This is a genomic window from Pedobacter kyonggii (genome assembly GCF_004310665.1).
Taxonomy (GTDB): Bacteria; Bacteroidota; Bacteroidia; order Sphingobacteriales; family Sphingobacteriaceae; genus Pedobacter; species Pedobacter kyonggii.
The window spans coordinates 11,564-35,397 of sequence record NZ_SIXF01000044.1 but is presented as its reverse complement, the minus strand read 5'-3'; the positions used below and the strand labels follow the sequence as shown (position 1 = coordinate 35,397).

General features: G+C 37.5%; 26 protein-coding genes and 1 riboswitch. Of the genes, 8 read left to right on the top strand and 18 right to left on the bottom strand.

The features are described 5' to 3' along the window. The 3 genes from EYS08_RS24130 to EYS08_RS24120 all read right to left on the bottom strand — a co-directional run. On the bottom strand, positions 1 to 253 hold a 253-nt coding region (locus EYS08_RS24130; RefSeq protein ID WP_165456484.1), incomplete at its 3' end, for a transposase. A gap of 64 nt (positions 254 to 317) precedes the next feature. Further along, on the bottom strand, positions 318 to 539 hold the full coding sequence (locus EYS08_RS24125) for a coproporphyrinogen III oxidase (RefSeq protein ID WP_131032489.1): 222 nt from the start codon (positions 537 to 539) through the stop codon (positions 318 to 320). Between the two features lie 127 nt (positions 540 to 666). Next, on the bottom strand, positions 667 to 975 hold the full coding sequence (locus tag EYS08_RS24120; RefSeq protein ID WP_116249758.1) for a phosphoribosylpyrophosphate synthetase: 309 nt from the start codon (positions 973 to 975) through the stop codon (positions 667 to 669). Positions 976 to 1,055: 80 nt separating this feature from the next. Between EYS08_RS24120 and EYS08_RS24115 the strand changes: the two genes are divergently transcribed. The 4 genes from EYS08_RS24115 to EYS08_RS24100 all read left to right on the top strand — a co-directional run bounded on the left by EYS08_RS24115 (position 1,056) and on the right by EYS08_RS24100 (position 4,946). Further along, positions 1,056 to 1,541, top strand: coding sequence for a DUF4442 domain-containing protein (locus tag EYS08_RS24115; protein WP_131032491.1), 486 nt, complete (start codon positions 1,056 to 1,058; stop codon positions 1,539 to 1,541). 11 nt (positions 1,542 to 1,552) lie between these two features. After that, positions 1,553 to 2,182 carry an AlbA family DNA-binding domain-containing protein gene (locus EYS08_RS24110; protein ID WP_131032488.1) on the top strand — a complete coding sequence of 210 codons (630 nt, stop codon included), beginning with the start codon at positions 1,553 to 1,555 and terminating at the stop codon, positions 2,180 to 2,182. Positions 2,183 to 2,205: 23 nt separating this feature from the next. Beyond that, a complete protein-coding gene (locus EYS08_RS24105; RefSeq protein WP_131032487.1) occupies positions 2,206 to 3,408 on the top strand; it encodes a serine hydrolase domain-containing protein in 1,203 nt (400 codons plus the stop codon). Positions 3,409 to 3,584: 176 nt separating this feature from the next. Beyond that, complete coding sequence (locus EYS08_RS24100; protein ID WP_131032486.1) at positions 3,585 to 4,946, top strand: MATE family efflux transporter; 1,362 nt, start codon at positions 3,585 to 3,587, stop codon at positions 4,944 to 4,946. A 251-nt stretch (positions 4,947 to 5,197) separates the two neighbouring features. Here the strand turns inward: EYS08_RS24100 and EYS08_RS24095 are convergent, their stop codons facing one another. The 7 genes from EYS08_RS24095 to EYS08_RS24065 all read right to left on the bottom strand — a co-directional run bounded on the left by EYS08_RS24095 (position 5,198) and on the right by EYS08_RS24065 (position 10,941). Next, positions 5,198 to 5,932 (bottom strand): hypothetical protein, encoded by a 735-nt coding sequence (locus EYS08_RS24095; RefSeq protein ID WP_131032485.1) that lies wholly within the window; start codon positions 5,930 to 5,932, stop codon positions 5,198 to 5,200. Between the two features lie 38 nt (positions 5,933 to 5,970). Beyond that, positions 5,971 to 6,654: a pseudouridine synthase gene (locus EYS08_RS24090; protein WP_131032484.1), complete on the bottom strand. Its 684-nt coding sequence runs from the start codon at positions 6,652 to 6,654 to the stop codon at positions 5,971 to 5,973. Between the two features lie 41 nt (positions 6,655 to 6,695). Beyond that, positions 6,696 to 7,598, bottom strand: coding sequence for a histone deacetylase family protein (locus tag EYS08_RS24085; RefSeq protein WP_131032483.1), 903 nt, complete (start codon positions 7,596 to 7,598; stop codon positions 6,696 to 6,698). Further along, entirely contained in the window at positions 7,598 to 8,458 is an 861-nt protein-coding gene (locus EYS08_RS24080; RefSeq protein ID WP_131032482.1) for a bestrophin family protein, read from the bottom strand. Before EYS08_RS24080 ends, EYS08_RS24085 begins: the two co-directional genes overlap by 1 nt. 30 nt (positions 8,459 to 8,488) lie before the next feature. After that, complete coding sequence (gene kynU, locus EYS08_RS24075; protein ID WP_131032481.1) at positions 8,489 to 9,778, bottom strand: kynureninase; 1,290 nt, start codon at positions 9,776 to 9,778, stop codon at positions 8,489 to 8,491. A gap of 64 nt (positions 9,779 to 9,842) precedes the next feature. Next, a complete protein-coding gene (locus tag EYS08_RS24070) occupies positions 9,843 to 10,448 on the bottom strand; it encodes a DNA-3-methyladenine glycosylase (RefSeq protein ID WP_131032480.1) in 606 nt (201 codons plus the stop codon). A 13-nt stretch (positions 10,449 to 10,461) separates the two neighbouring features. Continuing rightward, positions 10,462 to 10,941 (bottom strand): GAF domain-containing protein, encoded by a 480-nt coding sequence (locus EYS08_RS24065; RefSeq protein ID WP_131032479.1) that lies wholly within the window; start codon positions 10,939 to 10,941, stop codon positions 10,462 to 10,464. Between the two features lie 132 nt (positions 10,942 to 11,073). Between EYS08_RS24065 and EYS08_RS24060 the strand changes: the two genes are divergently transcribed. Together EYS08_RS24060 and EYS08_RS24055 are read left to right on the top strand one after the other, a co-directional pair. After that, the gene (locus EYS08_RS24060; RefSeq protein ID WP_131032478.1) at positions 11,074 to 11,763 is read left to right on the top strand and encodes a DUF3291 domain-containing protein; all 690 of its coding nucleotides are present in this window, start codon (positions 11,074 to 11,076) and stop codon (positions 11,761 to 11,763) included. 17 nt (positions 11,764 to 11,780) lie between these two features. Next, positions 11,781 to 12,032, top strand: coding sequence for a hypothetical protein (locus tag EYS08_RS24055; RefSeq protein WP_057934688.1), 252 nt, complete (start codon positions 11,781 to 11,783; stop codon positions 12,030 to 12,032). A 636-nt stretch (positions 12,033 to 12,668) separates the two neighbouring features. Here the strand turns inward: EYS08_RS24055 and EYS08_RS24050 are convergent. The 7 genes from EYS08_RS24050 to EYS08_RS24020 all read right to left on the bottom strand — a co-directional run bounded on the left by EYS08_RS24050 (position 12,669) and on the right by EYS08_RS24020 (position 18,695). Beyond that, positions 12,669 to 13,034, bottom strand: coding sequence for a Dabb family protein (locus tag EYS08_RS24050; protein ID WP_244216036.1), 366 nt, complete (start codon positions 13,032 to 13,034; stop codon positions 12,669 to 12,671). Between the two features lie 64 nt (positions 13,035 to 13,098). Then, on the bottom strand, positions 13,099 to 13,590 hold the full coding sequence (locus EYS08_RS24045; RefSeq protein WP_131032477.1) for a YMGG-like glycine zipper-containing protein: 492 nt from the start codon (positions 13,588 to 13,590) through the stop codon (positions 13,099 to 13,101). 131 nt (positions 13,591 to 13,721) lie between these two features. Beyond that, entirely contained in the window at positions 13,722 to 14,447 is a 726-nt protein-coding gene (locus EYS08_RS24040) for a Dph6-related ATP pyrophosphatase (protein ID WP_131032476.1), read from the bottom strand. Continuing rightward, on the bottom strand, positions 14,437 to 15,123 hold the full coding sequence (locus EYS08_RS24035; protein ID WP_131032475.1) for an SIR2 family NAD-dependent protein deacylase: 687 nt from the start codon (positions 15,121 to 15,123) through the stop codon (positions 14,437 to 14,439). The genes EYS08_RS24040 and EYS08_RS24035 overlap by 11 nt, the downstream gene beginning before the upstream one ends. 9 nt (positions 15,124 to 15,132) lie before the next feature. Beyond that, positions 15,133 to 16,074 (bottom strand): ABC transporter substrate-binding protein, encoded by a 942-nt coding sequence (locus tag EYS08_RS24030; protein ID WP_131032474.1) that lies wholly within the window; start codon positions 16,072 to 16,074, stop codon positions 15,133 to 15,135. Between the two features lie 125 nt (positions 16,075 to 16,199). Further along, positions 16,200 to 16,787, bottom strand: coding sequence for a DUF6580 family putative transport protein (locus EYS08_RS24025; RefSeq protein ID WP_131032473.1), 588 nt, complete (start codon positions 16,785 to 16,787; stop codon positions 16,200 to 16,202). A gap of 39 nt (positions 16,788 to 16,826) precedes the next feature. Further along, positions 16,827 to 18,695 (bottom strand): TonB-dependent receptor plug domain-containing protein, encoded by a 1,869-nt coding sequence (locus EYS08_RS24020; protein WP_131032472.1) that lies wholly within the window; start codon positions 18,693 to 18,695, stop codon positions 16,827 to 16,829. A 96-nt stretch (positions 18,696 to 18,791) separates the two neighbouring features. Continuing rightward, a riboswitch (cobalamin riboswitch) is annotated at positions 18,792 to 18,988 on the bottom strand. Positions 18,989 to 19,071: 83 nt separating this feature from the next. Between EYS08_RS24020 and EYS08_RS24015 the strand changes: the two genes are divergently transcribed. Both EYS08_RS24015 and EYS08_RS24010 read left to right on the top strand, forming a co-directional pair. Beyond that, entirely contained in the window at positions 19,072 to 20,319 is a 1,248-nt protein-coding gene (locus EYS08_RS24015) for a serine hydrolase (protein ID WP_131032471.1), read from the top strand. 106 nt (positions 20,320 to 20,425) lie between these two features. Beyond that, positions 20,426 to 21,829: a sigma-54-dependent transcriptional regulator gene (locus EYS08_RS24010; protein ID WP_131032470.1), complete on the top strand. Its 1,404-nt coding sequence runs from the start codon at positions 20,426 to 20,428 to the stop codon at positions 21,827 to 21,829. 163 nt (positions 21,830 to 21,992) lie between these two features. Here the strand turns inward: EYS08_RS24010 and EYS08_RS24005 are convergent, their stop codons facing one another. After that, on the bottom strand, positions 21,993 to 23,783 hold the full coding sequence (locus EYS08_RS24005; RefSeq protein ID WP_131032469.1) for a chloride channel protein: 1,791 nt from the start codon (positions 23,781 to 23,783) through the stop codon (positions 21,993 to 21,995). Positions 23,784 to 23,834 lie beyond the last annotated feature (51 nt).

The following is a 23,834-nucleotide window of genomic DNA, read 5'->3' as shown; positions in this document are numbered from 1 at the left end:
GGATACAACATTCTTTCAAAGATAGAGTTTTGTCTCGATAACATTCAATGGCTAAAACCTTTAGCTCAATTGGATAATTGTTGGTTTTCTTTGAAACCAATCCGAGGTTACCAAATGATTCATAATAGCTTATCCACCTTCTCAGTAATGTTCGTGGAACTCCATGAAGTTCTGCTAATCCTTTCTTGGATTGTCCTGCTAGATATTCTTTGACTAGCTTCAGCCTAAATTCTGCTGTGTACTTTCTTCGCATAAAAATGCCCCCAAATAGTGTCTAACTTTTTGGGGGCAGTGCATTTTAGAGTGGCTTTACATTCCTACATTGGAGGATTTTTTTTCGTTGTATCAGGTGGCATTTGGGTAGTGTCTGGCATTTTTTTAGATGTTGTGTCAGGCATTGTTTTAGTGGTGTCCATCATTTTTGTAGAATCCGTCGCGGTACTGTCTGAAGAACCAGCCATATTTTTAGACGAATTGCATGCTGAAGTGGCTATCATAAGAGAACCCGCAAAAGCAAGACTTAAGATTATTTTTTTCATAGTTTTTATTGTTATCTATCAACCTAACAACGTTGTAATCATTTGGTTTTAATTTTTTTTATTTCATATTGCTTGTTTTTTATAGATCATATTGATTATTAGTATATTGCAAAACAAAATAAATACATTATTCATGATGGATCTTTAACTTATTCAGCAATTCTGGCGATATATTTTCTGCATATACACCATAACCATCTACCAATACTCCCTTTAAATTTCCTGCATTTGATGAAATGGCGTAAACAACGGAGCTATCAGCCGGGTCGGTCATGCCTTCGAAACGGTATACTTCTTCAATTTCAAATTCTTCAGGCTTTAGGAATAAATTGACTGATTTACATGCTAAACTTTCTGCTGTTAAATTGAAATCTAAATTATAACCCCGACTATCTAAATCTGTTAAAGCATCGGTAATGGTATCATAAACATGCATAATTCTAAATTACCGAAATATTACCAAAACAAGATCTTCAAAACTTTAAAAGGTGATAAAACTTTCTGATATTAGTGAATATGATTATTTCTCAAAACACCCTGAAATGGGTAATGCGTTTTTACCCACCCCTATTTTTTCAACGCATTTGGGTTCAGAAATTTGAAAATGAGTTTAGAAGCTGTACGGTTAAACTGAGTAAGAGCTTTTTAAATAAAAATTATAATGGTTCTATTTTTGGTGGTACTATTTATGCAGCTACAGATCCTTTTTATGCCTTATTGTTCGATCAGTTGATGCAGCGCCGAGGCTTTAAAGTCCGTGTTTGGCTAAAAAGTGCTTCTATACAATATTTAAAGCCTGGCCGTTCTACATTATACTTTACCATAACCGTAACTGATGAGATGTTGAACGAAGCAGAGCACGCACTAAAAACAGTTGGGAAGTTTGTAAAAGCCTACCCGATGGAAATTACGAATAAGTATGGCGAGCTGTGTGCTACTGTGATGAATGAAGTGTATATCCGAAACCTGCATCAGGGCGAAAGCCCTAGAGTTGCTTATTAATTTTTTAGATTATGCCGAGTATTAAGAGTTTAATTTTGCAGGGCGAAGGCGTTATGCTCGATTTTAAGAAAACCATAACCAATACCGAGAAAATTGCCAAGAGTCTGGTTGCTTTTGCCAATAACAAAGGTGGTAAACTATTGATTGGTGTAGCTGATGATGGATCTATTAAGGGGGTAAAATCAGAAGAAGAAGAAAAATATATGATCTTAACTTCTGCACATCAGTTCTGTAAACCGGCTATTGAGCCTTACTTCGAAGAAATTTATGTTGATGATAAATTGGTATTGGTAGTCAATATTCCTGAAAGTGATACGAAGCCACATTATGCACTGGATGATCAAAAAAAATGGTGGGCTTATATCCGCATAGACGATAAAAGCGTTCTCGCCAGCCGCATTATTCTTGAAGTATTGAAACAGGAATATAAAAACAATGGTGTGTTTATCTCCTATTCTGAAAACGAGAAAAAGCTGCTCGAATACCTGGAACAGAACGAAAAGATTACCCTGAAAGAGTTTAGTAAACTATTGCGAAGTTCTTACCGTAAAGCACAAAAAGTACTGGTTAATTTAATTCTGACCAATGTAATCAAATCGCATACTTCAGAAAAAGAAGAATACTTTACGGTAGTGAAATAGCAAATACCACAAAAAGCATCAAAATGACGTATCTAAAATCAATATTCTTTTTTGTTCTTGTTTTCTGTTCCTTAACGGTTAAGTCGCAAAATTATCAGGACTCTCTAAGGCGTGAATTGACAGATTATCTGAATAAAAATAGTATCCCTGGCCTTTCGGTATCTATTTTAAATAAGAATAAAATCGTTTTTGAAGAAGGTTTTGGCTACGCTAATGTTGCTGAAAAGAGAGCGTATACAACAGAAACTATCCAGAATATAGGTTCAGTTAGTAAAACATTTATCGCTGTATCGCTTATGAAAGCTATAGAACTCGGTTATTTTGATCTCGAGACGGATATTAATGCGATCCTTCCGTTTAAAGTTGTTAATCCTTATTTACCTGATGAAATTATTAAAGTTAAATATTTGACTACCCATACTTCGGGGATTCTGGATAACTTACCAATATTTAACCGATCTTATCGTTTTGAGGGGCCAAAAGTTCAAAATGAGCTATTATTTAAAATGATGCAAGAAAATAATTATACTTCTGATTTAAACGATACGACCTTAGTGACATTTCTTAAAGCTTATTTAACTCCACAAGGTGCGTTATACAATAAAGAAAATTTTGGTAACTCGAGTCCTAGTAAGCGAGTTTCATATAGGTATAGCAACATCGGCTCGGCGCTGGCAGCTTATCTGATTGAAGTAAAATCCGGTATGTCTTTTGCTGATTTTACTCAACGATATATTTTTAAGCCTCTTCGTATGCACAAAACAAGTTGGTTTAAAACAAAAGAAAATGTAAAGAAACAAGCAATTCCTTACTTTACAAAAAACATCGCATTTCCTTTTTATCACTTAACTACTTATCCTGATGGAGGATTAAGGACTTCTGATAAGGAGCTGTCATTATATGTGCGAGAAATGATGAAAATGCTAGAGCATAACTCAAATTTGATTACGGAAAGATCTGCAGTTGAAATGTTTAAACCAGTATTTACGCTCCAAAGCCTACCCGAGAATATGAGTTTACAAACACGAAATAAGGGCGTTTTCTGGAATATTTACAATGATGGATATATTGGTCATGATGGTGATGACCCAGGTGCAAGTGCTAATATACTCTTCAATAAAACAACAGGTATTATCTTTATGAGTAATATTTACATTGCCGATAGAACTAAAATTCTTTCAATCCTTAAAAAATATGCTCCTTTGCTGGTGGCATCTTCAAAATAGATTTCGGATATCAATTTTTGACCTGTGGGATAACTATGCGCCAAACATGAACTTATTTAGCAAAGGGCTAGTCTTAATAATTCAGCGCAGCAGGGTGACCGTCTTTTTGTAAACCAAACATTAACTTTTCTACATTCCTACTTTTTGAGCTTTAAAAATGCGACCTTTGTAACCCTATGTTTTCTAAAATTTACACCAAGTATAAACCCTATTATAAAGAAAATCTTCATTTGGCATTGCCAATTGTAGGCTCTCAGGTTGGCCATACTTTGGTTCATATGGCCGATAGTATTATTGTTGGTCATTTTACGGATACCATTCAATTGGCGGCTGTTTCGTTAGTGAACAGCATATTTATGCTTATCCTGGTAATTGGTTTAGGTATCTCCTATGGTTTAACACCGCTTATCGCACAGGAAAACGGTCGTCAGAATTATGATGAATGCGGAAAGCTTTTATCAAACAGTTTAATCATAAATATCTGTGTGGGTATATTTTTATATGCCCTGGTTCAATTGGGGATCTTTTTTGTGATCGACCACCTTGAGCAAACACCCGAAGTAGTGCGTTATGCAAAACCTTATTTGAATCTTTTATCTGTTTCAATTATACCTTTATTGATTTTCCAGACTTTTAAACAGTTTGCTGAAGGTTTAGGATTTACCAAACAAGCCATGTTTGTTTCCATTTGGGGAAATGCCATCAACATCATTTTAGGAATCATTTTCGTGAAAGGAATGTTCGGTATTGAATCAATGGGTGTTAGTGGTGTGGGGTTAAGTACTTTAATCGACAGGATTTTAATGGCTACCGTAATGTGTTTTTATGTGTTGCGCTCTCAGCATTTCAAAAAATACCTGATCAGTTTTAAAGCCACGTTTTTTGATAAAATAAGAGCGATTAAGATTGCTAAAATCGGGATGCCTGTTGCCATGCAATATTCGTTCGAAATCAGTGCTTTTAGCGGCGCTGCAGTGCTTATCGGTACAATTGGAGCGGTAGAGCAGGCTGCGCATCAGATCGCGATTAGTTTAGCCGCCATGACCTATATGATTGCCAGCGGTGTAGCTTCGGCAGCTACCATTAAGACAGGAAATAACTTTGGTAAGAAAAATTTCGACGATTTACGTAAATCTGCCATAGCCAGCTACCATGTTATTTTGTTGTTTATGTCTGTTACCGCAGTGGTTTTTGTTCTGGCCAATAACATCATGCCCTTTATTTATACGGAAGATGCCGCTGTTATCCCGATTGCCGCCCAATTATTGATTATTGCTGGTTTTTTTCAGCTGTTTGATGGCACTCAGGTGGTCGGCTTAGGTGTTTTACGTGGTGTTGGTGATGTTAATATTCCAACGTTTATTACCTTTTTAGCCTATTGGGTAGTTGGTATTCCAATTGGTTATGTATTAGGATTTCATTTTAACTTAGGCGTTAATGGCATCTGGTATGGACTAACCCTGGGCTTGTTAACGGCTTCTATCCTATTGTTTATGCGTTTTCAGAATAAAACGAAGGCTTTGAAGGTTGGTCTTTAATTTGATTAATGACAAATGGATTTTAAGAGATGATAATGCTCGAGGGATCGTCATTCCCAACTTGATTGGGAACCACGTAGTGCTCATGAATGCCTTTGAAGAGAAGAAAGCTATGAATAATCTTAATGCCATAAGCTTTAAGATTCCCGCCTGCGCAGGAAAGACGATCGTTCTTTGTAATCCGTAAGTTGCAGCCTATCGAAGAGCCTTTATTCATCTTTTCTTTGCAACATTCAGAATGATCGTATCCTTTATTTACCCCCAACATTAACGACAACACCAATGGTAAAGATAGAATTACCCGCAGACATGTATTTGCGGTTTTTTAAGCCAATATTACTACTGGTGGTGTATTGTAGCTGAAAAGTTTTGCTGAGCGCCATGCGCGTAAAGAAAACCGGTTCAAAGAAGATGTTATCTTCTTTTGGTTGAACAACACCATTTAAAAAGAATCTATCCATCTTAATATGGCTAATCCTTAATGCTGTACCGTAGTTAATTGGGAAATCTGTTCCGAATAAACGCAGGTTGTTTTTCTTTTTCGAGCTATAATTAACCTGCAAGAATGTTTTCCGGTAATCTACTTCCTGCAATTCGCTGCTGATGAGGATGTCGTCTTTATAATCGCGGAAGGTGATATCGCTCCAACCCTTTCCCACGCCTGCATAAACTTCAATAATCCGGTTGTTATCCGGACCAAAAGTATCAAAGTATCCTCCTCCAATTTCAATAAGTTTATGTCCGAAATCTTTGCTTTTTCTTTCACTATTCATTCTCGAGCCACTAAAAAGCACTCCAATATGATCAGAAACGGCATAGGCGCCATTAACACTGGCATTGCCTTTTAAAGAGATGTGCGCACCGCCACTAAATTCGCCCTGTTTACTTAACATAGGGGTATTTGGAACGTTTGGCATATAAACAGAAGAACAACTGGCTGCAAAAAGCGCTAAAACTGGAAGTGTAAAACGTAAGTATTTAATCATAGATGTTATATAAACAGTTTTTGATTGCAAAAATTGTGCTAAGGTTCCATTTTCATAAAATCCATCACCCTTTTAAACTCATTGTGTAAACCGGCTTTTAAATGGATTTTTTCTTTTGTAATGGGATGAGTGAATGCTAACTCCGAGGCATGGAGTAACATGGTGGTCATATCCCATTGCGCTTTAAATAATTTGTTTTGTTTGTTGCAACCATGTGTCCTATCGCCAATAATTGGATGTAGAATGTGGCTAAAATGTCTTCTCAATTGATGCATTCTTCCGGTTTTAGGTGTGGCCTCTACTAACGAATACCGTGAGGTTGGGTGTTTACCGAAAGCTACTGCTACTTCAGCCCTTTGCAGTGTGCTAAACGAGGTGAAAGCATCTTGCATGGTTCCGTTTTCTTTGGCCAATGGATAATCGATATCCATCGCATCGGGTGTGAAGCCACGCAGGATAGCCAGGTATTTTTTATCGGTTTCTGAATTCATAAATTGCTGATGCATAGCAATTTCAGATGCTTTGTCGAAAGCAAATAATAAGATTCCGCTTGTCTTCCTGTCTAGTCTGTGCACCGGGCTAACATGTTTGCCGATCTGGTCTCTAAGCAACTGAAGCGCGAACTCCGTGGCATCTCTTGCAATGGAAGATTGATGCACCAATAGCCCATGAGGTTTGTTAATTGCAATTAGATTTTCGTCCTGGTAAATAATCTCCAACATATGGCCGCGAAGATAAGGATATTATGGTTTTGTGCGTGGACTTATCCAAATAAATCAAAAGCCAGGCGGTAGGTGTTACAATGCGCATCTACAATATCTCTGATATCGATGGAGTAACCGCCGCCCATACTCACTTGCACCGCTAGATTTTTATCTTTACAGGCCTGCAGCACCATTTTGTCGCGTTCTTTACATGCGGCTTTGCTTAATGCCAGTTTGCCCAGCCTATCGGTAGCAAGCACATCAACCCCTGATAAATAAAATACAAAATCAGGTTTAGCCCTTTCGAATGCCTTTTTTAAATTGACATTTAAAGCTGACAGATATTCTTCATCCTGAACACCATCATCTAAAGGAACATCCAAACTTGATATTTCTTTTCTGAAAGGAAAATTTTTATCGCCATGCATTGAAAAAGTGAACACCCTTGGCTCATTTTGAAAGATTTCTGCCGTGCCATTTCCCTGATGTACATCTAAATCGATAATTAAGATGCGATTAGCTAAATTTTTATTTAACAAGTAATTAGCTGCAACAGCCTGATCGTTTAATAAACAAAAACCTTCGCCCCAATTACTGCCTGCATGATGGGTGCCACCTGCTACATTAAAGGCAATTCCGTTACTCATTGCAAAGTGGGCTGCATCTATTGTACCTTGGGTAATTCGCAGCTCGCGCTCTAATAGCTGCGCGTTTAAGGGGAAGCCTATTCTTCTTTGGGCTTTCGCTGAAAGTGTTAAATCTCTAAGCTGTTCCCAGTATGTTTTTTCGTGAGTCAGGAGTATAATGTCTTCCGAAACTGGTTCTGGGCTAAATAAATTCTGCTGTGCTATGGTCCCTTCATGCAAAAGTTGTTCGGGTATCAGCTCATATTTCAGCATCGGAAAACGGTGCCCTTCGGGTAAAGGATGCGCGTAAAGGGGATGCCAGGCAATCTTAATCATTAGCCTAAAATTTCCTCCACGTGTTTTTCAATGTTCGTGCAGATCTGATCAACAGGAAGGTCGTTTGCATCTTCTCCAAATGGGTTTTCTATTTCTTCAGCTATCAATTCCAAACTTGCTAATACATAGAGGATAAAGGGTACAATCGGCACAACAAAATAGCCTAAACTGAATACCCAGCCAAAAGGTAAAGTAATTACGTAAATAAAGATAAACTTCTTGATAAAAGCACTGTAAGAATATGGGATCGGTGTGTTTTTAATGCGCTCGCAAGCACCGCAGATATCGGTAAATTGATTAAAATCGCCTGAAAGTACAATAAATTGTTCCTGCGAAATAGCGCCTTTTTCTAGTAGTTTGTATAACCTGTTAATTAAGCTTCCTGCAATTTGGTTTGGTACGTGTTTACCTTCTTCGACCTCTATTAAAAGACTATTTTTGCCAAAATACATTCTTTCGCGTAAGTGTTCTTTTAAGGCAAAAGCATATTTAGGGATGCCGTATTCGAAGAAACGGACATCTTCTGCTGTTAATTTAAGTGCTTTTATTTTCATGGCCAGGTTACGGCTCACATTGGTTAACGATCCCAATAACTTTCTTCCTTCCCACCACCTGTCGTATGCTGTATTTGTTCTGAAAACCAGTAGCATAGACAATACAAAGCCCAATAAGCTGTGCATCATGCCGATATTGGTAACATAGCTGCTTTTAGAAAGTTGAAAAAAATTGAGTTCTGCATACCCAACCAAACCCGAAAAAATAGCTACTGCAAGCATTAATGGCCACAGTTTTCTAAAGGTATCGCTTTTATGGATATGAAAAATGAAGGTGCTCCAGTCTTTAGGGTTGTAATTGATCATTTTCTTTGTTTTTATTTGATGAACCTTTTCTTATCGTAAAACTTCTTTACTTACTTTTAAAAGTGCTTGTCCGGCCAAATAAACATCTTCGAAAGAGTTATAAAGTGGGACTGCACTTAAGCGGATTACATCGGGTTCGCGCCAATCGCCAAGTATATGGTTTGCCATTAAGCCATCAAAAATCTGTTTGCCATTTTGTTGAGCAATGATAGATAGCTGTGCACCTCTATCGTTAGCTAATTTAGGAGTGATGATTTTATATTGCATTACATCTAACTCCTTATTTACTTCATTTATAATAAATTCAAGATATGCAGTTAAAGTAATACTTTTACTTCTTAATGGTTCAATGAAGCCTGCTTGTTCGAAAATCTGAAGCGAAGCATGGTATAAAGCCATTGGCATTACCTGTGTGCAGCTTACCTGCCAGCCGTCTGCCCCAGCTTCTGGAATAAAGCCTTTTTCCATTTTAAAACGTTTGCTTTCCTGGTAGCCCCACCATCCTGCAAAGCGGTTTAATTCGGTATTGCTGAAATGTTTTTCGTGAACAAAGATTCCGCTTATTCCTCCCGGACCTGAATTTTGGTATTTGTATGAGCACCAGCAGGCAAAATCAACACCCCAATCGTGAAGCTTTACAGGAACATTACCTGCGGCATGCGCCAGATCCCAGCCTACAATAGCACCGATTTCATGCCCTGCCTTGGTAATGGTCTCCATATCGTACCATTGTCCGGTATAATAATTTATCCCGCCAAATAAAACCAAGGCGATTTCATCTGTATTTTCTTTGATTTTAGCTACGATGTCTTCGGTATGGAGTATTTCTTCGCCTTCGTTGGGGAAAACCTCTATAATCGCTTCTTTTGGATCGAAACCATGAAATCTTACCTGGCTTTCTATCGCGTATTGATCGGATGGGAATGCGCCGCCTTCCATAATGATTTTAAAACGTTTACCTTTAGGCTGATAGAAACTAACCATTAATAAATGAAGGTTTACAGTTAAGGTATTCATGGGGCAAACTTCTGATGGTAATGCGCCAACAATTGGGGCCATTAACTTTTTGAGTGCCTTATGGTAGAACATCCATGGTTCGTTTCCGTCGAACCAGCCCTCTACTGCATAGTTGGCCCAGTTGTTAAGCTGACCTTTCAAAACCTCGCTAGCTACTTTAGGTTGAAGTCCTAATGAATTGCCACACAGGTAAATAAAATCATTGCCGTTGTGGTTTGGAAATAAGAACTGAGACCTGAAATTACGAAGCTGGTCGGTTTCGTCTTGTGCTTGTGCAAATAATAAGTTGTTTTCAAAATTCATTGCCTCAATAATACAAAAAAAGCAGGTATTGTTTCCGAACCTGCTTTTCAATTTATGTTTTTTATCAAACCTTGTTTGGTTTGCTCACATATTTGTTGCCTTTTACAAAGAACCGCCACGGTAATAAAGCATGCTCTTTTGCGTATGCAATGCCTACGCGAGGTGTAGCGGCAATATCATCATCTTTATAGCGGATAGCATGATCTTCGATCCAGATTTCATCTCCGGTTAGGTTTTTGGTATTAAAAGTTTTATCTATTCCCAATGCTTTTGCAGCAGATCCTGGGCCAGCAGAAATAGCGCCCTTTGTATGTGGCATATTTCTTCTTTGCTCAATAATGTCGATGCCAACCAAAGGTTCTATGCCTCTAATTAAAACAGCATGTGGATCGTTTTCTTTCGAACTTACAATATTGAAGAGGTTATGCATACCATAACAGAGATATACATAGGCAATGCCTCCATTGCCATACATCGTTTCTGTTCGGTTAGTTCTGCGGCCGCCGTAAGCATGCGAAGCCTTATCCTTTATGCCAAAATAAGCTTCTGTTTCGATGATGATACCTGCGGTGATTTCGTTATCAATTTTAGTATAGAGTATTTTGCCTAACAGATCTTTAGCTAGGCTAACCACGTCTTCATTTAGATAATATTCTTCTTTTAGTTTCAATACCTTACTTTAACTATTTGTTTAATATAATTGATATAACTTGCTCTAAATAAGTTTTATCTGTTTCGTCGAATTTGTTTAACACTTCGCTGTCTACATCTAAAACGCCTATCACTTCACCATTAACAATTAACGGTAAAACAATTTCTGATTTAGAAGCAGATGCACAGGCAATGTGACCAGGGAATTCTTCAACATCTGGAACGATAATGATTTCTGCTTGCTGCCAGGATGCGCCGCATACTCCTTTTCCTTTTTTAATCCGTGTACAGGCTACCGGGCCTTGAAATGGGCCTAATACCAATTCCTCTTGCTTTACCAGGTAAAAGCCTACCCAAAACCAATTAAACTGTTCTTTAAGTGCTGCTGCAACATTGGCAAGATTTGCAATAAAATCGGTTTCGCCGTAAAGTAAAGCCTCTATCTGAGGGATGATTGATTGATATTGCTCTTCCTTTGATGTATTTCTGGTGATGGTTAAATCTTCTGCCATTTTTTTTTATTTCTATGATCAAAGTTAATTATGATTTGTGAGATGTAAGGTAATAGTGGATTTTAATGACGAAAATTTGAATGATAACCTATTCTTAAAATCCTTAGTTTTGGCATCATTAATCGTAAGTTTATGATCGTAGCCTTAACTATTACCAAATTCCGTGGCCTTACCGTTCCTTTCGCTTTTATGGGGATGGCTGTTTTACGGTTGCCGTTGTGGTTGAATAAAAGATGCCGGTTCTGGAAGTTAATGGGGAGCGGAAAAGATGCTCAGGTAGATTTAGCTCCTGATTATAAACATTGGGCTGTGCTTACTACCTGGGATAACCGGAGCGACTGTAATGATTTTTATCGTAATTCTTTTGTGCTGAAATGGTTTGGTTTCTTTAGTGTTGAAAGTTTTACTATCTTATTAAACCCTTTATCTAGTCATGGCTTATGGTCAGAAGTTGAGCCATTTAAATCTGATAAAATTAGTAATTCCCATACAGGTAAGATCGCTGTAATTACAAGGGCAGCGATTAAATTTAACAAGTTAAAAGAGTTTAGACGGAATATTAAAAGAGCAGCTAATGCCATGCGCACTGCGCCAGGTTTTATCTTGTCGGCAGGTATTGGCGAAAATCCATTTTTCGATCAGGCTACCTTTTCGATCTGGGCCGATGCGGATAGTATGAAAAACTATGCCTACAAATCTTTTGATCATTCGGATGTGATTAAGCTTACCAGGGAGCGCGAATGGTACAGGGAAGAGTTGTTTGCCCGTTTCTCGATTATAGATAGCTGGGGCACGCTTAATGGTGTATCTGTTAAATTGTAAATAAAAATATAAAATAAATGAGAGTAGTAGCAGAACTTCCGCATCCGGAATGTAAGATTACCATTTTTTCGATGAATCAAAAATACATTGTAAAGTTTGAGCAGGGCACCTTTGAACAAAGTTATAAACTTGCAGAGCTTGATCTAAGTGGAGGTGGTGTTAATGATGTATTTGAAATTATTGATGAGGAATTTATCCAGACCGTAGTGGCGCGATTTAAGCTAATGCGTTCTGATTTTACAGCGGCCTACAACAGGCACCAATATTAATGATTTAACTTACGTAAGTCGTTGGTTGTTAGTTGATTTAATCATTATTCGGAATTATATTTTGACTTTTAGGTTATTTTTCATAGCTGGGGTCATGTTGAATATAAGTTTTAATTTAGTTGATTTAAGTTAACTGATTGATATAATTGTTTTTAAACTTGTTAACAAAATATAATTCTTAGTGCTTATTTCGCCAAATAAATGGGAGGTTTGGCGTTTATCAGTAAATTGATTTTTAAATACCTGAAGATATAGGAAGAGAAGTCTTTAAATTTTGTTCACTGGATAGTTCAAGGATTTCTCCACTTCGGTCGAAATGGCGATTTATCTTAGTCTTAAAATATCTTTCACCGCACGGCAAAAAAAATGCTCTTAGATGAATATCTGTATTCATCTAAGAGCATTTATAAGATTCTATTTCATTCTTTAAAAGATTCTTCGCTGCCATTGGCAGACTCCAAGAGTGGTTGTCATTCTCTTGCAGTCGGAAATCTTAACGTTTATGGCATTTGGGAATGACGACTTCTCCAAGGATTATCATCTATTATCTGCTCTTTAAAAGATCCTGAAACAAGTTCAGGATGACGACAGAAAGAAATATTCTAAGTTAATCTGTATTCCCCTGGTTAAAACTATTTAAGCAATTACCGTATCGTGTACCACTACCCTGTACCAGTTATTAGAGAATTTTTCTACAGCATCTAAATGCACTTTATCTTCCTGGTAAGCATTATGGTCAGCAATGTTGGCAAAGGTAATGGTTAGCGAATAGGTAAAAGAGTTGTCGGTAACAGGGCGTACAGGTGTACCTGCTGCTAAACCATAACTTAACGTTTTAATATATTTTATAGGTTTTAAACTTTCAAAGAAGTTAGCGAAATCTGCGATCTCGGTTTTGGTTAGTTGAGGTTTTAACCAGAACATTACAAAGTGTTGGATCTGTCCTTTATCTGCAGTTTGGGTTTCTATCATGGTTCTTTTTTCGCTAAATATATAAATCATTTTTTTGGGTACAAAAAAAAGTCCCGATGTAAATCGGGACTTTATATGTGTTTAAAAACCTTTTTTAGTTTTTAGGCTGCACACGGCCAGATTTTCTGTCTTCACCTCTGCCAATTAAATAACCACCACCAGCTCCAACTAATCCGCCAATGACAGCACCTCTACCTTTTTTCTTATCTATTAAAGCACCACCAACTGCTCCGGCCGCACCACCAATAACAGCGCCTTTAGCTGCATCGCTCCAGCCTTTTTTCTTAGCTGTTGGTTGTGCACCTCCATAAGCGCCGCTAGAACTGCCACCTGAGCTTGCATACGATCTAGATGAGCCTGCTCTTCTTGCTGCAGCTAATTCTGCCTGGTGTTTAGCTTCTTTTTCTTGCTCTGCTTTTGCCACTTCGGCCTTTTTAAAACTATCTAACCTTAAACTATCTTTTACAGCTTTAATAGCCAATTGTTTTTCGGCTTGTTGTTGTTTTAAAGCTGCTTCTTCTTTTGCTTTATTGTTACAAGCAAACATAACTGAACTTAATGCGATTACTACCAATATCTTTTTCATAACTCTTAATTTTTTAATATGACGCTTGTTTAGCTACCTAACCTCGCTAAACAGGTTTCAATGGGATGTGTGATTTAGTTAATTACCAATACTAAAGAAAAAATGATGCCAAAATGTTTTAATTGGTAAAGTTATTCTAATAAATCCATATACCAGAAGCCAGAAAGTGCTGTGGTAGAACAAGGTGAAGCCTCATTAGTGGTTGTTTTACTTGGCGCGTTATAAGTTCTGAATACCTTCTCTCCAATGGTGAAAGTGATTTTATCCCTGAAAATTGGTCCTTCAAATGCGAAGGTATGAAACTCCCCGTTTTCTCCGCAGGGATCAATATCTGTGGGAAGTTGCCTGATCAAATCAGGGCTGATTACTTTTCCACAGAAATTTTCGAGATTTTGCTGCGTGCAAATAATGATGGTTTTATAGTTCAGGTTTAGGAATTCTTCAATTAAATGTTGTGTATCTTTTCTCCAAAGCGGGAAAATAGCCTTAAGCCCAATTTCTGCTAATTTGTTTTCGCGATAAATACGTAAGTCCTCTAAAAAGATATCACCAAAAATAGAATGGGTAATACCCTCCTCTTTAAATTTAGAAAGATGATGCTTCATGGTACTGTCGTAGGTTTCCATGTCAGGCATTTCGCCCAAACGGATCTGATACAATGGAATACCAATACTTTCGGCCTGTTTGATAAGTAAAGCTTCTCTAACACCATGCATCGAAACACGGTTGTATTTTTCCGTAACTGTAGTAATCAGGTAACGGATTTCGATAGTAGGATCTTGTAGGGCATAGTGTAAGGCCAATGTACTGTCTTTACCACCGCTCCAATTAAAAATGCAAAGCTTCTTATCTGGCATTGGCTAATATTTCTTTTAATTCTGTAATGCCTTCTACAGCATTTTTCTCAATATTGATCACGTTTTTATAACGTTTTACATCGGGTGTTCTTGGATCGATAATGTATTTGTCGACAAAGGAAGGCACAAAATCGATTAAACCTGCTGCCGGATAAACAGCCAATGAAGTTCCGATTAGTACAAACAAGTCTGCCTGTTTACAGAGTTTAGTGGCTACTTCTATCATGGGGACAGCTTCGCCAAACCAAACTACATGCGGCCGAAGTTGAGAACCTAATTCGCAAAGCTCACCCATTTTGATTTCTGAACCAACAATGGGATAGGTTAAATCTGCTTTTTTATCTGATTGAGACCTGGTGATTACGCCATGAAGATGGGTAACTTTGGTAGAACCTGCCCTTTCGTGTAAATCATCTATGTTTTGGGTAATGATTTCAACGTCGAAGTCTTTTTCCAGTTCGGCAAGCACCTGGTGAGCCAGATTGGGTTTTGCAGCTAAAACCTGCCTTCTTCTTTCATTATAAAATTCTTGCACCAATTCGGGATCTCTCTCCCAGGCCTCGGGGGTAGCTACATCGTAAACATTATAGCCTTCCCATAATCCATCAGAATCCCTAAATGTTTTTAACCCACTTTCGGCACTGATCCCTGCTCCTGTTAAAACAACTAATTTCATATATTATGATTACACAGATTTAAATGATTTTACAGACTGGCTGTGGTTGATGAATTTTTTGGTTATGTTTTCGTCTGCCTTAAATATCTCTGGGTGGAACATACAGGCTAAAGCTTCTATACCTTCAACCAGCGTACCTATGCTCGGTTGGGTGAACATATCAAAATCTGCAAGATAAACCTGATTGTTTTTTACGGCATCAAGATCGGTCCAGCCTGGTTTTGACGTTAACAGCTCCATTTCTTCCATGCTTCGTTTCATATCAAAACCACATGGTGCAATAACCAAAACCTCTGGATTATATTTCAGGATTTTATCCCATTGCGTTACAATAGAGTCGCCACCAGGATTAGACAACATATCAACGCCACCAGCTGCCGCAATCTGAAAAGGAATCCAGTGTCCGCAATTGTAGATCGGTTCGATCCATTCCATTAGCATAATCCTTTTTAATGGTGCACGGTTTGCCCTAAGCTGATCTAAAATATGATCCGTTTTCTTTTGCAGGCCTGCCAGATAGTTTAACGCTACCTCTTCCTTTCCTAAAGCCCTGGCAATGGTAATGGCACATTCGAAAACATCTTGTAAGTTATTGGGCGATAAAGGTACCAGTGTTGGTTGCTTACTAAGCTTCATTACAGCTGTTTCGGTACAAACAGTATCGATGTTGCACACCTCGCATATATCTTGTGTGAAAACTACATCGGGTGCGATGCTTTCCAACAGTGCATCATCTACCCAATATAAACTTTTGCCTTGTGCTTTTGACGCCGAAAAGATCCGGTCTATTTCGATACTCGAATAGTTTTTGCCTTCAAGTATGCAACGTACAACTTTTGGTTGATCTGCAGCCTCTTTAGGGCATTCGAATGTTACGCCATACAGGTATTCTTGCAGGCCCATATCGTAAATCATTTTTGTGGCAGCAGGTAAAAAAGAAACAACTTTCATTAGGATGTAAAAGGTAAAACGGAATTGATGTTCTAAGTTAAAAAAAATCCTCTTTTGAATCGAATCAAAAGAGGATTTCTATCTTGTTTTTACTTGATTGGTGTTATACCAAACAATGGATCTTTCTACAGCTCTTGTGTTTGCAGTTTTAATACCGGGTATTTTGCTTTTAAGATTTCAAAAGCGCCAAAAAGCAAAGCACCATAGATTATTGTTCCTTCTAAGAATCTGATCTCAAACGGAATGGCTTTAATTAAACAATCTATAAAACCATTTAAGTTTTGTGTGTACAATGGGTTTTTATACCATGAACCAATATCACTTACAATCCAATGGATGAATACAATTACGATTGTAGATAGGAATAAGTTGGCGATATTTACCTTTTTTAATAGAAATCGACCAGCTAAAACCATTAATGCAATTGCAAGGTACGTCCAAAGTTCCTGAACTAAAAACATATCTACATACTGTTTATAGATGGTTGTATAAAGTACTAAATCGCTTAAAAATAAACTTAATAGCGGAAAAGCAAATGCTTTAAGATGATCTTTAAAATATGCACCCCCAAATAAAGCTACTGCCCCTATTGATGAAAAATTGGCAAACTTTAATTCATCTGAGTTGAATGTTACCAGCAAACGTAAAGCTGTTATTGCCAATATCATTAGCAACAAAATTAAAGTACGTGGATTAAATTTTAAATGAGACATGCTATTTCTGGTTAATATTTAAGCAAAGTTAAATTTTTATTAGCGGATATTAAAACTTACACCCGTATTAAAGTTGAAGCCCAGGCTATTGTAACCAATAATTTCGCTGTATTTTTCGTTCAGAATGTTTTTTGCATCAAAAAATATCTTTACGCGTTTCTTTGCCAATGCATATTCGGCATAAGCATTTAACAATTTATAAGCAGGTAGATTGTCGACTGTATAAGTAGTAAAATTACCATCGGTGCGTTTGCCGAAATAACGGTAGTTTGCACTCAAATATAAATTGCTTGTAGCCTGTGCACCTGCAGTAATACCAAATGTATGTTTTGGTCTGCGGAAAAGATAGTCGGCAACAGCATTGTCAACAAAATTGAACTCATTCCCTTCTACGTAAGCATAATAGCCATTAATGTTAAACACACTGAATTTAACTGCTGGTTCAACTTCGAAACCTTTTGTTTTCTGACTTACCTGGTTAATGTATCCATTAGGGTAAGCATAAATAATGGCATCAGTTAAATCGCGTTTGTAACCTGCTAAACGTAAGCTAAATTTGTCATCAGCAAAGCTAAAATTAACACCGGCCTCATAATTCTGCGATTTTTCAGGCTTTAAGTCCAAATTAGCACCAAACTGACCAAAAAGCATGTTTAAAGTAGGAACTTTAAATGCTGTTGAAACTGTTCCAAATAATTTTATCTCCTTAATGATGTTGATACTTGGGGTAATTGAGTAAGTATAATTTTCGCCATATTGTTCGTGTTTATTGTAACGTCCGCCAACTTCAAGGTTGAATACACTTAAATCGTGTAAGAATAATGATCCGTAAGCGGCAAAGATGTTGGTTTCCGGTTTGTCGGTTGCTGATGATAATTTCATCACACGGTTATCGATACCCACCAATAAATCGAGTTTGTTGCCCAGTTTTTGGTTGTAGAATAAATCCAGTAATGATACACGGCCTTCGTTAAGGCTTGGATATTGGCTATGCGCATCGTTTCTGGTACTTTCGAAACTATAGTTTAACGTTACTTTACCGGTTGCAAATTCGTATTTGGCATTGGTACCTGCAGCAAAGTTTTTCAGGATAGAATAATTGTTTGCATCGTTAAAAGCGCCACTATCGAACTTGTAATTGCCATAATAGTAACGTACAAATGGGTTTACAGAGAAATGATTATCCAGTTTGATTCCGAAATTTGCATTTAAGGCATCAGTTTTAAAGCCGTCTTTATCAAATATGGCTGTACTCCCCGCAGGTGTTGCTGCTTCTGAAATTCCATCGGTTTTGGCGTGGGTATAGTTAATGTTATACGAAAAACCTTCAACACCACCGTTTAAACCAATGGTTCCTTTGTAAGTTTCGTAACTGCCTGCACTGGCCACACCATAAATGGTATTTCCTTTTGGGCCACCTTTTTTAGTGATGATATTGATTACCCCTGCAACAGCATCGGAACCGTAAATGGTAGATTGACCGCCTCTTAAAATTTCGATGTGATCGATCTGATCGATAGAAATCAATCTTAAATCGAAAGCACCTCCATTTCCTGATGGATCGTTTTGCACAATGCCATCAATTAAAACCACAGCATAGGCACTTCCTGCACCTCTAAAAAATACCGATTTGTTTAATCCCGGATTACTGCTTGAGCCTGCTACAATAATTCCAGCCTGCTCGCTAATAAGTTCTGGCAATGATTTCCCGTTACTGCGCTCCAATACTTCACGGCTGATGATCGTAACCACTTTGCCTGTTTGCGATTGTTTCTGATCGTTTTTTGTCGCAGAAATTACAACATCTTTAAGCTGTAAACTGTCTTGATTTTGAGCATTAGCCACCTGGCTAATCATTAACTGCGCTAGCCCTAGACTGGCTACAGTTAGCATTCTTTTTTTGTTCATTTGATTGTGGTTTTGCCCACAGCCAACAGATAGAAAAGGAAATGAAAATACGAAAAACGTTAAGTATCTCAATCCTAGCTTCAATCCCCGAAAGCTATGAAATATAATGCTAAGGCAGGTCTTCTGACTTACTCCCGGGTTCCCGGCCTTCCCATCCCGAACAAGTCGGAACAGTGGCAGATTGATTGGAAATCCGTTAAGGAGCTTACAGCTGCGGGACAGTTACAGATTTACACTGTATTCCCTTTTAATTCCGGGTGTAGTGCCGGAAACCAAAAGCGCTGCAAAAGTAGCAAAATTAAACTAGATGTAAAATGAATGATGTAAAATGGTGGTTTTAATAGAAAAAGCTAAATTAGGAACCAAATTTCTACCCATGAGAAGAATATTAATTGTTGCATTTTCATTAATAAGCCTATCTGTTATGGCACAAAAAACCGATACTGTTTTTCTAAAGAAAATGATGGAAACTAAATCCGAACTTTTTTCTTCAGTACTCAATCATCCAGATAAAAACCAGATTCAGGTGTTATATACCCAGGTTAACCGAGACGCAAAGAATAAACCCACTTTTAAAACGTTTAGTTACAATTTAGATCCCCACCATTATTTTTATCCTGCGAGTACAGTTAAACTAGCTGCTGTGATTTTTGCCTTGGAAAAAGTAAACCGCTTAAAAAATACAGGCTTAACGGCGAAAAGTATCATGATTACCGATAGTGCCTTTAAAGGACAAACGAGGGTTTTAACAGATACAAGTGCTAAAAATGGGCTTCCATCAATAGAACACTACGTTAAAAAGATTTTGCTTACCAGTGATAATGATGCGTTTAACCGTTTATTCGAGTTTATTGGCCGGGCAGAGATTAATGAAAAACTGAAAGGGAACGGATTACACTATAGCCGTATTTTAAACCGCTTAGCCATTGGCGATGCTGGAGAATCGGCGAAGCATACCAATCCCATCAAATTTTACAATGGTGAACAATTGGTGTATGATCAACCGGCACAGTATGATCCAAAAGCGTACGAATTAAAATTAAGCAACCTGGTAATGGGTTCCGGATACATGGATAGTACCAACAAGCTGGTAAAAAAACCTTTCAGTTTAGCGGGGAAAAATGCTTTCGCCATTAACGATCAACAGAAACTCATGCAGAAATTGATTTTTCCTGAGGCTTTTCCGGTTAAAGAACGGTTTAACCTTACTAAAGAAGATTATAAACTCATTTATACTTATATGAGTAAGTATCCAACCGAAAGTGATTTTCCTAAATACGATCAGAAAGAATTTTGGACTACCTATGCAAAAATGTTTTACTATGGACGGGAACAGGTAACTCCTGATCCAAATATCCGCATCTTCAATAAATATGGCGATAGCTATGGCTACATCATTGATAACTCTTATTTCGTTGATTTTAAAAATGGAATCGAATATTTCTTAACCGCAGTTGTGCAGAGCAATGAGGATGGCATCTTCAACGACAATAAATATGAATACGAAACGGTTTGTTTCCCTTTTATGAAAAATCTGGGCAGAACAATTTATGAATTGGAACTAAAAAGAGCTAAAAAACAGCAGCCCGATTTAAGTAAGTTTAAGATGGATTACACTTATTAAAACCTTTCTCATCTTTTAAGGTTTATTGCGTATTAATTGTATAAAAAACTATACATTAATTAAAAAATAATATATTCGCATTTCAAAATTAAAGGATACATCTCTAATGGCTAAATTATTAATAATTGACGATGAGCGTGCGATAAGGAGTACCTTACGCGAAATTCTGGAGTACGAAAATTACGATGTAGAAGATATCGATAATGGTATTGATGGCCTCGAAATGATCAAAAAAGGAAATTTCGACCTGGTACTTTGCGATATCAAGATGAATAAGATGGATGGTATGGAAGTGCTCGAACAGGCACAGATCATTAAACCCGATTTGCCATTCATTATGATATCTGGTCATGGAACAGTCGAAACTGCCATTGAAGCCAGTAAAAAAGGAGCTTTCGATTTTATTTCGAAACCACCTGATTTAAACCGTTTATTAATTACGGTCCGCAATGGTTTAGACCGCGGAAATTTAGTTACCGAAACCAAGGTTTTAAAACGTAAAGCAAGTAAAACCCGAGAGATTTTAGGCGAATCGGAAAGCATTTCTAAAATTAAAGAAACCATAGAGCGTGTAGCTCCTACCGAAGCCCGAGTGTTAATTACTGGTGCAAATGGTAGTGGTAAAGAATTAGTAGCCCGTTGGTTACACGAAAAATCGAACCGTGCCGATAGCCCTTTAATTGAGGTGAACTGTGCGGCTATTCCATCAGAACTGATTGAAAGTGAGTTGTTTGGTCACGAGAAAGGTTCATTTACCTCTGCTGTGAAACAACGCATCGGTAAATTTGAACTAGCTAATGGAGGTACTTTATTTTTGGATGAGATTGGCGATATGAGCCTTTCCGCCCAGGCAAAAGTTTTACGTGCCTTACAAGAGCATAAAATTTCTCGTGTAGGTGGTGAAAAGGAAATTGAAGTAAATGTTCGTGTTTTGGCGGCAACCAATAAAGATTTACTGAAAGAGATCGAAGATGGTAACTTCCGTATGGATTTGTATCACCGGTTAAATGTAATCAATATCCATGTTCCGCATTTAACAGAGCGTACCGATGATATTCCTGTTATTGCCCAGAACTTTTTAGAGAATATCTGCAGCGATTATGGGATGCCGGTTAAGAAAATAAATGATGGTGGTATGGCTGCTTTACAAGCTTTACCTTGGACAGGTAATGTGCGTGAGCTACATAATATGATTGAGCGTTTGATTATTTTGAGCGATAAGGTAATTACCGAAAATGATGTACGTGCATTCGCTAACCCAGGCGGCGGTACAAACATTGGTGCAGCAACCAGTGCACAGATTGCCGGTGCTGGCGGTTCGAGCCTGGCTTTTTCTTTCGATTCGTTCAATAATTTCCAGGATTATAAAGATCATGCAGAGCGCGAATTTATCAAATTCAAATTGGAGAAAAACAATTGGAACGTGTCAAAAACGGCTGATGAGATTGACATCCAAAGAAGTCATTTGTATAGTAAAATTGAGAAGTTTGGTTTAAAAAGAGCTGAGTAACCCCCAACCCCTAAAGGGGAGATCGACTATACTTTTTGTTATAATTTAAAGTTGGAATGAGCAGATTATCTTAATCATTTCAACTTTTTTTATTAAAGATAATTATGTTGAAGTAAATGATGTACGGATGGGAATTTGAAGTCCCCTCAAGGGGATTTAGGGGTTAGCCCATATAATCATTCTGCCTCATCAGCAATGCCCGGTATTTATTAAAAATTGCTGTTTTAGAAACGAAGCCCAAATATTGGTTCTGCGCAGTTAATACAGGTAAAATCCATACGTTATCTTGCTCCATTTTCTTTAATACCATTTTCAGATCATCATTTTCGGTAATGGCGTTCGGTGCAGGTTGTACCAAATAAGAAGCCTGCAAATTTTCCTTTTCAGGGTGGTTAATCATCTCATTAAATAGTTCTTCTATGTAAATAATCCCCTTAAAATCGCCCAGTTCGTCTGTTACAGCACAAATATTTTTATGCGATTGCATAATATCGTTCATTTTAGCTGAAATCAGATCGTTCATAAATAATTGAGGATAAGTTTTCTCGATCAAATACTTTAGTTTCATCTGGTTTAAAACCGTTGTATCCTTATCCTCATGAGATAATAATTCACCCTTATCTGCAAGTGCTTTAGTATAAATAGAATGTTTTTGCGAGCTGCGGTTGATGGCGTAAGAAATTGCAGTGGTAATCATCAATGGAACCATTAAAATATACCCCCCCGTAATTTCGGCAATCAGAAAGATTCCAGTTAATGGAGCATGCATAATCGAGCCTAAAGCAGCGGCCATACCTGCAACAATAAAGTTCGAAACGTTTAATTGCGCCAAACCAGATAGATTTACCACATAGGCAAAGATAAATCCGATTAAACCACCCATAATTAAACTGGGTGCAAATGTTCCGCCATTACCGCCAGCGCCTAAGGTAACCAGGGTAGCTATCGATTTCATAAATATAGTAACTACTGTAAACAATATAACCACAGCCGAAATCGAGCTATAATCAGCAAAAATACTGTTGTTGATTACTGTATGGTAATCACCTTTTAATAAGCCTTTTATCGTAATATATCCTTCACCATATAAAGTTGGAAATAGAAATACCAAAGCTCCTAACATTAAACCACCTACAATAACTTTGGTGTAGGGATGTTTTATTTTATAGAATAATCCTTTTACGGCATAATTGGCTTTTGTAAAATAAATGGAGAACAAGCCAATAAAACAAGCCAGTATCACATAATAAAACAATGCGTTTACCTTCCATCCTTCGGTAACCAAAAAGAAAAGCTGTTGTGTGTAGAATAATCTTGCTACTACAGCAGCTGTTGCAGCCGATAATAAAAGCGGGATAAATGCAGGAATGGTAAACTCAGGCAATAAAATTTCGATAGCGAAAACAATCCCAGCCACTGGACTGTTAAATGCTCCTGCAATACCGGCTGCCGCACCACAGGCCACCAGCATGGTAATTTCGCGATAAGATAAACCGAGTAAACGGCCAAGGTTTGAGCCTATTGCCGATCCACTGGTAACAATTGGTGCTTCCAAACCTGTTGAACCACCAAAACCTACCGTAACGGCTGCGGTAATAATCTGCGAATAAATATTGTGTGCTTCTACCTTACTCGATTTTTTTGAAATGGCATAAAGCAAAGGGGTTAAACCTGTTTCGAATTTTGTTTTACGGATAAAGTATTTGATATACAAAATCGTTAAAAAAATACCGATCATCGGAAATATAAAGTACAGGTAGTATTTATATTTCCAGTGCCAGTCTGATTGAAGAAATTCTTCGATGTGGTGGGTTAAACTTTTTAAAACGGCAGCTGCGAGTCCTGCTAAAATCCCAACAATTACTGCAAGGATAATTAAGAAATTACGGTTTGATATTTTAGATTTTCGGTACTGATTAATCTTATCAAGGTAATTTACAAATCTGATGTACATTCTATTGTTTTTTAATAGAGGGCTAATAGCCCAAAAGTAACAAAAACAACG